The organism is Pseudomonas sp. KUIN-1, assembly GCF_009176725.1.
Taxonomy (GTDB): Bacteria; Pseudomonadota; Gammaproteobacteria; order Pseudomonadales; family Pseudomonadaceae; genus Aquipseudomonas; species Aquipseudomonas fragariae.
Map to the genome: position 1 here is coordinate 3,309,271 of NZ_AP020337.1, position 12,247 is coordinate 3,321,517.

Annotated in this window: 11 protein-coding genes and 1 tRNA gene; 2 read left to right on the top strand and 10 right to left on the bottom strand. The window is 58.1% G+C overall.

Annotated features, from left to right (window positions below):
- Positions 1 to 18 precede the first annotated feature (18 nt).
- The 5 genes from KUIN1_RS14640 to KUIN1_RS14660 form a co-directional block, all read right to left on the bottom strand.
- Positions 19 to 948, bottom strand: coding sequence for an ABC transporter substrate-binding protein (locus KUIN1_RS14640; RefSeq protein WP_011268064.1), 930 nt, complete (start codon positions 946 to 948; stop codon positions 19 to 21).
- Positions 949 to 976: 28 nt separating this feature from the next.
- Positions 977 to 1,762 carry an amino acid ABC transporter ATP-binding protein gene (locus KUIN1_RS14645; RefSeq protein WP_011268065.1) on the bottom strand — a complete coding sequence of 262 codons (786 nt, stop codon included), beginning with the start codon at positions 1,760 to 1,762 and terminating at the stop codon, positions 977 to 979.
- Positions 1,755 to 2,744 (bottom strand): amino acid ABC transporter permease, encoded by a 990-nt coding sequence (locus KUIN1_RS14650; RefSeq protein ID WP_011268066.1) that lies wholly within the window; start codon positions 2,742 to 2,744, stop codon positions 1,755 to 1,757. The genes KUIN1_RS14645 and KUIN1_RS14650 overlap by 8 nt, the downstream gene beginning before the upstream one ends.
- A 42-nt stretch (positions 2,745 to 2,786) precedes the next feature.
- A complete protein-coding gene (locus KUIN1_RS14655; protein ID WP_024651092.1) occupies positions 2,787 to 5,234 on the bottom strand; it encodes a TonB-dependent receptor plug domain-containing protein in 2,448 nt (815 codons plus the stop codon).
- Between the two features lie 571 nt (positions 5,235 to 5,805).
- Complete coding sequence (locus tag KUIN1_RS14660; RefSeq protein ID WP_011268068.1) at positions 5,806 to 6,474, bottom strand: DUF3313 domain-containing protein; 669 nt, start codon at positions 6,472 to 6,474, stop codon at positions 5,806 to 5,808.
- A 496-nt stretch (positions 6,475 to 6,970) separates the two neighbouring features.
- On the opposite strand from KUIN1_RS14660, the gene KUIN1_RS14665 reads away from it, so the two are divergent.
- A complete protein-coding gene (locus tag KUIN1_RS14665; protein WP_011268069.1) occupies positions 6,971 to 7,429 on the top strand; it encodes a thiol-disulfide oxidoreductase DCC family protein in 459 nt (152 codons plus the stop codon).
- Positions 7,430 to 7,520: 91 nt separating this feature from the next.
- On the opposite strand, the gene KUIN1_RS14670 is transcribed toward KUIN1_RS14665, so the two are convergent.
- From KUIN1_RS14670 to KUIN1_RS14690, 5 genes are all read right to left on the bottom strand, one after another.
- Positions 7,521 to 7,596: transfer RNA gene (locus KUIN1_RS14670), tRNA-Gly, on the bottom strand.
- Between the two features lie 66 nt (positions 7,597 to 7,662).
- A complete protein-coding gene (gene pgsA / locus KUIN1_RS14675; RefSeq protein ID WP_011268070.1) occupies positions 7,663 to 8,223 on the bottom strand; it encodes a CDP-diacylglycerol--glycerol-3-phosphate 3-phosphatidyltransferase in 561 nt (186 codons plus the stop codon).
- A gap of 32 nt (positions 8,224 to 8,255) precedes the next feature.
- Complete coding sequence (gene uvrC, locus KUIN1_RS14680; RefSeq protein WP_003400849.1) at positions 8,256 to 10,079, bottom strand: excinuclease ABC subunit UvrC; 1,824 nt, start codon at positions 10,077 to 10,079, stop codon at positions 8,256 to 8,258.
- Between the two features lie 2 nt (positions 10,080 to 10,081).
- A complete protein-coding gene (gene gacA, locus KUIN1_RS14685) occupies positions 10,082 to 10,726 on the bottom strand; it encodes a response regulator transcription factor GacA (RefSeq protein ID WP_002553344.1) in 645 nt (214 codons plus the stop codon).
- A 169-nt stretch (positions 10,727 to 10,895) separates the two neighbouring features.
- Positions 10,896 to 11,258: a helix-turn-helix domain-containing protein gene (locus KUIN1_RS14690; RefSeq protein ID WP_116800027.1), complete on the bottom strand. Its 363-nt coding sequence runs from the start codon at positions 11,256 to 11,258 to the stop codon at positions 10,896 to 10,898.
- Positions 11,259 to 11,339: 81 nt separating this feature from the next.
- Here KUIN1_RS14690 and KUIN1_RS14695 point away from each other — a divergent pair, with 81 nt between their 5' ends.
- Positions 11,340 to 11,573, top strand: a complete 234-nt coding sequence (locus tag KUIN1_RS14695; RefSeq protein WP_003400846.1) for a DNA-binding protein — start codon at positions 11,340 to 11,342, stop codon at positions 11,571 to 11,573.
- The last annotated feature ends 674 nt before the right edge of the window (positions 11,574 to 12,247 follow it).

Sequence of the window (12,247 nt, forward strand, 5' to 3'; positions counted from 1 at the left end):
TTTGCTCCCTTCAACGCTTCAGTCCGGCAAGCCGGGCGGGTTGATCAACGACCTGTCGACGCGCTCCACATCCAGCCCCCAGCGTTTGAGCACCTGCTCGTACTGGCCGCCGGCAATCGCTCCTTCCAGGGCGGTGTGAATCGGCCTGACCAGGCCGTTGTCCTTGCGCGTGGTCACGGCGATATCCGCCTGCAGCGGCCAGCCGCCATTAACCGTGCCTACCCGCTTGATGCCGCCAGTAATCGCGGCCGAATAGGCATATATCGAATTGGGCCCGAACAGCGCATCACTGCGACCCGACTGAATGGCAAGTTGTGCGGCCGCCTGATCATCGAAGTACTGCAACAGCGCAGGCTTGATACCGGCCTTTTCATTCGCTTCGTTCCACGCCAGCAGAACCTTTTCCTGATTGGTGCCGGAGCCGACGATAATTTTCAGCCCGGCAATGTCCGACGCCTGTTTTATCTCGCTGATTTTGCTGTTGGCTTTCACGTAGAAGCCCAGGACGTCCTGACGGTAAGTGGCGAAATCGAAGCGTTTCTTGCGTGCTTCAGTGACTGTGACATTGCTGATCACCGCGTCGTATTTTCCCGAACTGACGCCCAGCGGCCAGTCCTCCCAACTGGTCTGCACCACGTTCAATTGCAAGCCCAGGCTATCCGCTACCAGTTGCGCGGTATCGGCCTCGCTGCCGATAGTGGTTTTGTCGTCGTTGGCCAGCAGCGCCAACGGTGGCCCCGCAACACCGGAGACGGCCACGGTGAACTTGCCAGGCTGGGCGAACTTGAAGCCCGCCGGGATCTGTGCGATGGCCGCCTCGTTACGCGGCACATGAATGCGTGGCCGGTCGGGACTCAGATCGACCGGTTGCGCGGTCGACGCCAACGTATTGTGGGCGACGCTGACAGCTAGCGTCAGCAAGGCCACACGGGCGCTATTGATGAACATCAGTGGTCACTCCTTGATAGCGGGAAAGTCATAGCACCTTGCCGAGAAAGGCAGCCGTGCGAGGATGTCGAGGTTGATGGAACACCTGTTCCGGCGGCCCCTGCTCGATCAGTCGGCCCTCGCAGAGAAACACGACATGGTCTGCCACCTCACGGGCGAAGCCGATTTCATGAGTGACCACCACCAGCGTGACGCCCAACTGCGTCAGGCCCTTGATGACGTCCAGCACCTCGCCGACCAGCTCGGGGTCAAGGGCTGAGGTGGGCTCATCGAACAACAGGACCTTGGGGTCCAGCGCAAGCGCGCGGGCGATGGCGACACGCTGTTGCTGACCACCGGAAAGCTGGCGCGGGTACGCATCTGTCTTGTCTGCCAGACCAACCCTGGCGAGCAGTTCACTTGCCCTGGCCCGGGCCTCGGACTTGCTCCAGCGTTTGTGGGCCAAAGGCGCCTCGGCGATGTTTTCCCAGGCAGTGAGGTGCGCGAACAGGTTGAAATTCTGGAACACGAAGCCGACCTCGATCCGCCGCTTGAGAATCTCGCGCTCCTTGAGTTCATAGAGCAGGTCGCCCTTGCGACGATAGCCAACGTAATCACCGTCGATGGTGATGTACCCGCTGTCGATCTTTTCCAGGTGGTTGATAGTGCGCAGCAGCGTGGACTTGCCGGAACCGGAAGGACCGAGTATCACCGTGACCTTGCCCGGCTCGATGCTCAGGTCGATGTCCTTGAGCACCTGCTGGCTGCCAAAGCGCTTGCCCACGCCCTGAATCTGAATGCGCCCTGCGCGCACTGGCGTGGAGGCCTCACTCATGGTGCTTCTCCCCGGAAGCGCTGGCATGGAGCCAGCCGCGCAGGCGCTGCAAGGGTGTCGGCGGCAGTACACGTGCCGAGCCACGGGCAAAGTGGCGTTCGACGTAATACTGGGCACTGGTCAGCACCGTAGTGATGATCAGGTACCAGACGGTGGCCACGATCAGCAACGGAATCACTGCCTGGGTGCGGTTGTAGATGACCTGCACGGTGTAGAACAGCTCCGGCAAGGCCAGCACGTAAACAATGGATGTTCCCTTGACCAGACCGATGATCTCGTTAAAACCCGAAGGCAGAATCGAGCGCAACGCCTGGGGCAGAATGATCCGGAAAATTCGCCGCGACGCAGGCAGGCCAAGTGCCGCAGCAGCTTCATGCTGACCGGCATCGACACCGATCAGCCCGCCACGAATGATTTCTGCGGTATAGGCCGACTGCATCAGGCTCAAGCCCAGTACCGCAACGGTGAACTGACTGAGCACGTCCACCGTCGACCACTCGGCGAAGACCAGCTGGGTGAACGGCACCCCGAGTACGATGTGGTCGTACAGGTAGGCGAAGTTGTAGAGGATGATCAACACCAACAGCGCAGGCATCGAGCGGAAAAACCAGATGTAGCCCCAGGCCAGTGCCGCCAGCAGCGGCGAGCCCGACAGGCGCGCCAACGCCAGCGCCGTGCCGAGAATGATGCTGAACAGCGTGCTGAGCAGCGTCAACAGAAGCGTCTGCGCAAGGCCGCGCAGCACCGATGGCGAGAAGAACCACTGGCCGAAGACGCCCCACTCCCAGCGCGGGTTGGTCGCCAGCGAGTGCACAATGGCCAGCAGCACAAGCGCCGCGAATATCGACCCGATCCAGCGACCGGGATGCCGGGCGGGAACGACCTGCAACGCCTTTATCGGCGGCGGTGCTACGCGGCTCTGAGGAAGCGGATAATGACTGGGCTCATCAATGAAGTCATAGGGTTTGGCGACAATGGGCATAGTGGTTCCTCGCACGCAATATTGGGTTGTCAGGTGCTGGCCTTAAAAGGCGTAAGTCAGCCGGGTGTAGTAATAGCCGCCAGTAAAACCGTAGGGCGAATAGGTGCCGTAGCTGCTGACCATGGTGCTGCTGGGAATCCCCTGCTTTTTGGGATAGACGTCGAACAGGTTCTTGGCCCCGACGGCGACGTTGAGGTTTTTGCTGAGGTTGTAGCCAAGGTCCAGATCGGTGATCCATTTGGTGCCGTACACCCGGTCCAGATCACGATTGGCTGAGGAATTGACCTCCTTGTAAGCGCCGTAGCGGGTCAGCGCCAGATTCAGGTTGAAGCGCTCGATACTCCAGTCACCGCCCAGAATCAGCTTGGTGCGCGGCTGCACACCGGTGATCAGATTGCGCGCTTCGCGGTCCATCAGTTCATAGGACGTACCGAGAATCGAGGTGGATTCCTTGTAGCTGAGGATCTTCGTCTGGTTCCAGTTGAACGCCGCCGTCCACTTCAATGCCCCGTACGGCCCCAGGTCCTGACTGTAATTGCTGACCAGGTCCAACCCCTTGGTACGGGTGTCGGCACCGTTGATGAAGTACTGGCCACCCGACGTCGAGTCGATGCCATTGTTGAGCAGCACCTGCGTGACCTCATCGCCCAGCAAGGTGCCGGTCAGCGTGATGCGGTCACGCAGATTAATCACGTAGGCGTCGGCGCTCAGCGTGAGGCGCTCGGTCGGTGTGAGCGTGAAACCCAGGCTGAAGTTGGTCGAGCGCTCCGGTTTGAGGTCCTCCGCGCCCAGCGCCTTCGCGGCCCCCGACCCGGTCGGCAACACGCCGTAGTTGATGGACTGATAGACCCCGTCCACCACGCCATACGTGGTCGAGCGTGCACTGAACAGGCTGTTGGCCAGAGACGGCGCACGGAAGCCATTGCTGACAGTGGCACGTACGGCGAATTGGGGAGTGAAATAGTAACGCGTGGTCAGCTTGCCGCTGCGGGTCGCGCCCACGCCCTGATTGTAATGCTCGTAGCGAAATGCGCTGCCAACGTACCAGTCCGGTACAGGGTTGAAGCCCACGTCGACATAACTGGCGACACTGTTACGCGAGGCGCTGTTTTCTTCGTCAGGGGAAATACCGTTGGTGACTTGCGCTCCGGAAGACGCGCAGTTGCCCGGCGCAATGCAGTAGCCGCCATTGGCATAGGATTCATAGTCACCGGCCTGCACCTCGTACGTCTCACGCCGATGCTCGAGGCCATAGGACACATCCAGAGGCTTTTGCAGACCGATGTCGAAGCCGCGCTTAAAGTCCAGATTGGTGGTCAGTTCGGTGGATATCCACGTGCCGGAAGTAAAGCGGTTGGGTGTGGCTTCACCCAGGGACGGGTTCTGATTGTGCGTAGTGCCCTGCTCGGCTGCGTTGCGCCCATAAGTGCTGGACAGGTCCCAATCCCATTCGCCGACGGCGCCCTTGCCGCCCAATGCTGCCTGAACATCGTCTTCATCGATGTACCAGGTCGGCGTGTATCCCGCCGGATATCCGTTAGGCCCGGTGGTAATGGTATTGGTGATGGTCGGCAGACGAAAATTCTGCCCCTGCTCGGCCTTACGACGTGAATACGTGGTGAAGGAATACAGGCTCAGACTGCCATCGACGGGCAGTTCGGCGTTGTACCCCAGGGTCAGCAGATTAGTCTTTGGCGTGCCGTAGCCGCCATACGTGGACTTGCCCGCCAGGTCATAGGCCTGCTCGTAACTGTAACCATTGGCGCTGGCCTTGTTGTCATCATTCTGGCTGCGGGCGTCCAGCGCCAGTTGCACAATGCCCCCGTCGCCGATCTCGAACCCCTTGTTGAGGCTTTGCTGCACAGTCTGCTTCTTGCCGTCATAGCCGAGCCCGGCATTGGTCACCGAGGTACCACTGGTGTCAGCCTTGAGGATGACGTTGATGACCCCTGCAATCGCATCGGAACCGTATTGGGCCGCTGCGCCATCGCGCAGGACTTCAACATGGTCGATGGCGCTGATGGGGATCAGGTCCAGGTCCGCAGGGGCAGCCCCGGTATTGATGCCGTTGATGTTCAGGGTGGCGCTGGTGTGACGGCGTTTGCCATTGACCAGCACCAGCACTTCGGCGGCGCTCAGACCCCGCAAGTTGGGCGCACGGGCAATGCCGCTGGCGTCCCAGCCGGTTTTTTCCGGCAGGGTCAGCGATGGAATCACAGCGCTCAGGGCTTCCATCAGTCCGGGCTTGCCGGTGCTCTGTAACTGTCTGGCGCTGACCACATCGATCGGCACCGGGCTGCTGGTGACCGTGCGTTGCTCGGCACCGCGATTACCGGTGACCACCACAGTGGACAAGGTACGCGGGTCGTCGGTGTTGTTTTCCTGGGCTCTTATGGTCCCTGACAGCAACATGCCCCCTATCGCCAAGGCCAATGGGCAGTAGCCCATTGCAGCAGTCGATACCCGGGCACGTTGTAAGGCTTGTTTCATACCCACTCCAGACATGGCTGTCATCGCAGCCACACATCCAAATCGCGAAATCGGACACTCCCGCTGTCTTGAGGACGGCGCGGCATGCACGGTTTTAAAAGTGATCAACGACATGCAGGAAAGCCTGCGGCCGGGTTTGGCACTTAGCGGTCTGAACGAACTAGCTGTGAGGCGAGTAGTCGGTGCGGAGCAGTGGCAAGGCGATGCGCCTGTCAATGACAGGGCGAGAGAAGTAAAGGCAACGGCAGGATTGAACAGGCAACATACGTTGAACTCCCTTCCAACGATTCTGCACCGGGGTCAGCGTTTCAGCGCCCCTGTCACACTGCGCAGGCTGGCGGCATGACACACAGAATCTTGATCACGATTGGTACCATCCGAGGTAAGGGGTAGGCTGTTGAAACCAAACATAACGGAATCAATTTCGAAAATATAATTCTATTTGGTCATAAGCTAATATTATTATTTCTGATCTAAATTAAATCTAATTATTTAAAAATAACATTTTCTGCATGAGAAATTTTCCAGATCGAAAAGCCCGGTTATCAAGCCGGGCTTCACGCCACATTGCCTACTTCGAGAGCAGAAGCTCGACCAGCTCGTCCGCCCCTCTCGAAATGCCGGCCTGCGCCGCCGACAGACTTCCGAAGGTTGAGCCGATGTCATAGACCTTCGGATACTGCCGGGTGACATAGGACGCCAGCAGTTGCGAAGTGGACGCGTCGTAGATCTCGACGGCATAACTCACGGAGCCGGTAAAAGTCCCCTTACGATCTCGGGCCGCCTGAAACAGGTTATAAGAGCCCATGCCGATATCGAATCTGGAGAACGTCGACAGCCCGGCGACAGTGGTCTCGGCCCCGGTCAGCGTGAGGCGAATCCTCAACGTACCGCGCCCCGGCGTGGCGGTGAATCGAAAGTGTCGCCCCAAGGCCTCGGAGAACTTGACCGTCATGTCGTTGGCCAGGGTTATGCGGTCCTTGCGCTCCAGCCCGGAAAACTGGGCATCCACTCCCGTGTAAATCACCACGGGCTCAAGCATGATTTGATCGTATTTATTCCAGTTGACTGCGGTGGTGTATTTAAACGGTATACGCCCGGTACTGTCCTGCTCGTTAGGCCGCATTTCGAGCGAGGACTCTATGCCCGAGTAAGGGGACGGTTCGTGGCTGGCACACCCCGCGGCCAGAAATCCCAACAACAAAAGCACGGACACCTTCATCTGTTTAACGTAGTGCATGGGCAATTCTCCAGCGTGATCAGGTTATTGATATTCAAACGCTCACCGTCCATCAGGCACGCCTGCAGGCAACGCGCTTGAACAGCATTGTTTGTAGTGAAAATCTCTCAGTTACCTGTTGCGGGCTATCCACAAACGGCGATACCGCATTGCACGGCATTCAATCGTTCGCTATCTGTTGGCACTGAAAGATGACTCATTCCGTTTGGGCTTTGCCGTCGCTCGTAGCGAAACCGGCAACGCCAAAACTGTACCAAGGTGTATACTTTTAGACGTTTGCAGAGCGCTCGTCAATCTAAAATGTACACATCGGTATACTTTTGATGGCTTCGAGATCATTGACCTGGAAAGACAGGGAGCGTGTCAGGTAAGTGGGAGCTAAACCCCCCTTGGATCGGTAGTACTCGAAACCCAAGGCCCGGATGACCGCCACCGCCCATTGTCAGCAAGGTCTTTTGAGCATAAGGTGTAAAAAACCTATACAAGACTACTAGCGATGTACAAGAAAGTTGAATGGCCGCTGACGCTTTACTTTGATGGTGACTGCCCGCTCTGCGCTCGAGAAGTCAGAACCCTGCGCGCCCATGCAAAGCCTGAGCGGCTTTTGTTCGTGGATATCCGTGATGACGCCTTTGACGCCACTTCACTGGGATTCACACTTGAGGATATGGAGTCGTTACTGCACGCCAGATTCAGCGATGACACGTGGATCAAGGGTCTGGACGCGACACTCTGGAGTTGGCGAGCGGCCGGGCTGGGTGCATGGGTCGCGCCGCTGTCATGGCGATTCATGAGGCCAGTGTTTAACCTGGGCTACCGGCTTTTCTGCCGCTCGCGCCCTTACCTTGCCTGGCTGCCCCACCCTGACGGCAGCCGCCGTTGCAGTAGCAACAGCTGTGCGGTCCCGGGCGCAAAACCTGCTTCGGCCAAGCGGACATCCACTACAGAGAAGTAAACCGGGAATGCATACCGCAGAAACGAAAAAAGACGCCTAGGCGTCTTTTTTGCTGATTCACAAAGCCCGGAGGGTTCAGTGAATCAATGTTTGGAGCGGGAAACGAGACTCGAACTCGCGACCCCGACCTTGGCAAGGTCGTGCTCTACCAACTGAGCTATTCCCGCATTGTCTTGATGACGGGCGCTATTATAGCGGTTCAGATAGCGGCGTCAAGCCTTTGATTCAAAAACTTATTTTTTTTCTGAAGTGGTCCTGAGGTGCGGCCACGCGGCTCTCAGGTATTGCACCATGGACCACAGGGTCAGCCCCGCAGCAATGAGCAGCAGCGCATAGCCGAGAATCACCCACAGGGTGATGGCCGGCGGGTTGCCGAGCAGAATGACCAGCGCGAGCATCTGCGCCGCCGTCTTCCATTTACCCATATTGGAAACGGCAACCTGCGCACGCGCGCCGATTTCCGCCATCCATTCGCGGAGTGCAGAGATTACGATTTCACGGCCGATGATCACCGCTGCGGGCAGCGTCAGCCATAGATTGGCATGCGCCTGAACCAGCAGCACCAATGCCACGGCCACCATCAGCTTGTCGGCTACCGGATCGAGAAAGGCGCCAAAGGGCGTGCTTTGTTCAAGACGGCGGGCCAGATACCCGTCGAGCCAGTCGGTCGCCGCAGCGAACGCAAAGACTGCACTGGCCGCCATGTAGCTCCAGTGATAAGGCATGTAGAACAACAAAATGAAGATCGGAATCAGTAAAACGCGTAGTACGGTGATCAGATTAGGGATATTCATCGGCACAACTGGCTACGAGGTGAACGAGCATTCTACTCGCTGTGCAGGTTTGCATAAATCGACTCTGCCAGCTTTTTGCTGATTCCGGGTGCTTTTGCTATTTCATCGATGCTGGCACGGGACAATTCCTGCAATCCGCCGAAATGTTTGAGCAGATCACGACGCCGGGTCGGCCCGACACCCGCCACGCCCTCAAGGGTCGATGTGCGCCGGGTCTTGCCGCGGCGGGCACGGTGGCCGGTGATTGCGAAACGGTGTGCCTCGTCGCGAATCTGCTGGATAAGGTGCAGGGCCGGAGAGTCGCCGGGCAGCGTGAATTCATGCGCTGAGTCGTTCAGGTACAACGTCTCGAAACCGGCCTTGCGCGTGGTGCCCTTGGCAACACCGAGCAGGATGAGCTCAGGAACCTGTAATTCATTGAGCACGTCGCGCGCCATGGACATCTGCCCCTTGCCGCCGTCCACCAGCAGCACGTCAGGCAACTTGCCCTCCCCGGCCTTGATGCGGCTGTAACGTCGGGTCAACGCCTGGTGCATGGCGGCGTAGTCGTCGCCCGCCGTCACGCCTTCGATATTGAAACGCCGGTAATCGGACTTGATCGGGCCTTCGGGGCCGAACACCACGCACGACGCTACGGTCGCCTCACCGCTGGAGTGGCTGATGTCGTAGCATTCCAGGCGCATTGGCGGGTCTTCGAGACCCAGCACCTTGGCCAGCGCTTCGAACCGCGACGCAACATGCTGACGGTTGGCCAGCCGCGCGGTCAGCGCCTGCTCGGCATTGGTGACCGCCATTTGCTGCCAGCGCGCCCGCGTGCCGCGCACGCGATGACTGATGACCATCTCGACGCCGCGCAGCTCTTCGACGGCGTCGACGAACGCAGGGAAATCGTCGTTGATGACATTGACGATGACTTCGCCGGGCAGCTCACGGTCGATGCCGCCGAGAAAATACTGAGCCAGGAATGCCGACATCACTTCGCCGACCTCCTCTTCTATGCCCACCTGCGGGAAGAAGTTCTTGCTGCCCAGCACCCGCCCGCCCCGCACGCTGATCAGGTGCACGCAGGCACCGCCAGGGTTGACGAACGCGGCGACCACATCGACATCGCCGGTGCCGCCATCCATGCTTTGCTGATCCTGGACGCGGCGCAACAAGGCCACCTGATCACGCAACTCGGCTGCGCGTTCGAAATCGAGCGCCATCGCGGCTTTTTCCATCGACGCGTTCAGCTCGTCGCTCAGGGCATTGCTGCGCCCTTCGAGGAACATTACCGAGTGACGCACGTCTTCGGCATACACCTCAGGCTCGACCAGCCCGACACACGGCCCTTTGCAGCGTTTGATCTGATATTGCAGGCAAGGACGCGTGCGGTTCTTGAAGTAGCTGTCCTCGCACTGCCGCACCTGGAAAGTCTTCTGCAGCAGGCTGAGGCTCTCGCGAATCGCGCCGGCACTCGGGTAAGGCCCGAAATAACGACCCTTGGCCTTCTTGGTGCCACGATGAATGCTCAGCCGCGGAAAGGCGTTGTCGGACAGAAACACATAGGGATAGGACTTATCGTCACGCAGGAGAATGTTGTACGGGGGCCGCCACTCCTTGATGAGGGTCTGCTCCAGCAACAACGCTTCGGTTTCGTTGCCCGTGATGGTGGTTTCGATCTGGGCGATGCGCGACACCAGCGCTCCGGTCTTGGGCGCGTGTCCGGTCTTGCGGAAGTAGCTGGCAAGACGCTTCTTGAGGTTCTTGGCCTTGCCGACGTAAAGCAGTGTGGCTTCGGCGTCGAACATACGGTAGACGCCGGGGCGACCGCTACAGGTCGCGAGAAATGCACTTGGATCAAATGTCTGGGTCATGTTCAGGCGCTGGCATCAACCATGCCGTGACGTACAGCGAGCAAAGCCAGTTCAACATCACTGCTGATCGAGAGCTTTTCAAAGATACGGTATCGGTAGGTATTAACGGTTTTCGGTGACAGGCACAGCTTGTCCGAGATGGTCTGGACTTTCTGACAGCCAACAATCATCAGGGCAATCTGGATCTCGCGCTCGGACAGCAGATCGAACGGCGAATTGTTGACCTGCGGCTGAAATGACTTCAATGCCAGTTGCTGGGCAATCTGCGGGCTGATGTAACGCTGACCGGCAAACACCAGGCGAATGGCCTGGACCATTTCAGCGAGCCCGGCGCCCTTGGTCATGTAACCGGCAGCGCCGGCCTGCAGCAAACGGGTCGGGAAAGGATCTTCTTCACAGACGGTGACAGCGACGACCTTGATATCCGGGTGGCTGCGCAGCATCTTGCGCGTCGCTTCCAGACCTCCGATACCCGGCATCTTGACGTCCATCAGCACGACGTCCGGCTTGAGCTCGCGCGCTTTTTTCAGGGATTCCTCGCCGGAATCGGCCTGTCCGACAACCTGCAGACCATCAATGTCGGCCAGCATGCGTGTGATGCCTGTCCGGACAAGATCATGGTCATCGACAACTAGCACCTTAATCAAGCAGACACCTCGCGCAACGGTCATAACGAATGCCAATCACCATAACAAAAACAACGAGACAGACCTAGCACTGCGAACACCGTCTCACATCAATATGATGGCAGGCGCATCCGGGAGGGCTGCAAAAATCTCGACAGGACGGCGGAGCCGCGCGCGTCCCGGTCTTGTATCAGTTACCCGAAGGAAGCTTTGCAGTGCCCGGTGATGGCGCCGACAGCTCGGCAATTGTGGTGGTCAGGCGTCTGATAGCGTCCTGATCTTCCTTGCCCAGCACCCGGTAATTGCCCAGGATCTTTTCTTCGATGAGACTGAGATTGTCGATCTGCACCGGCATTCGCGTCCCCGTTAACACATAGAGCACGTCAACACCTTTGGCCGCAACCGCAGCCAGGTAATCGGCCTTGGGCGCGCGATCGCCATTTTCATACTTACCCTGTGCGTTGGCCTCGACCCCTCCTATTTCGCCAAATGTACGCTGAGACATCCTCAGGCGCTCTCTTTCCTTTCTCAGCCGGCAACCGATTCCACTCATTTGAACATATGATCCTGTCGAAGCCATCCTAACGAATGTTAGAATCCTGCGGAATTGAATAGATTTGAACGGTTTTGAACTATGCCCGGAATACGTAGCGCCGCACAAGCCAAGGCCTGGCTGGACCAACAGGGCAAATCTGTTCAGGAGTTCGCTCGTGAAAATTGCATTGATCCGGCGACCACTTACCAGGTACTGGCAGGACGCAAGAAAGGAAGGCGTGGTGAAGCGCATAAGGTAGCTGTACTGCTGGGCATGAAAATCGGGACGATCCCGAACTCGGAAGCCCTGCATGAAGAAGCACGTGAAGAATAGCCGTTATTGGCTGGCGACAACGCATCCCGGTCAAAACGCCAAAGCCGTTGCCTGATTAAGGTATACAGGGTTGCAGGTAAAATAGCTCGCCCGGATACCGCATGCCATCAACCGTTGAGCGGTTCGCTGTCGCTACAGAGAATCCATCTGCCTGCGTTCGCAAAAATCGATAATCCCGCTGATTGAATTTTCCAATTGAAGGCGCCTGCTTTCCTGAAGTAAGCTTGCGCTCATTCTATGGAGACTCACCATGCTGCAATCCACTTCACTGCTACTCGACGTTGCTACCGGCATTACTTGCCGTGCACGCGCCGTGGCTGTGCAGATGGCTTCGGTGAACGCATCCGTTGATTCTTATTATGGGTATTGGTTTAGCCACTGGCGCGCCTGATACCCATCCGGCGCCCACGTTAAGGGGACGCCAACCAGAGAATTCTCTAACCCCCGGTCGGCTTCCCGACCGGGGGTTTTGTTTTTTCAGGGAAACGTATTTCAACGGTCTGTTCCAGAACAGCCTTAAACAATCAACCTGCATCGCATCAAGGATCACGACATGAACTACGCCACTTATTACCGTAACGACATCGATTTTGCCTGGCGATTTAGCCACCTCCGTTCGGGACAGCCTGCCGCCTCCGTTCGGTCACTGCCAGGTGGCAAGCACATACCCCCGG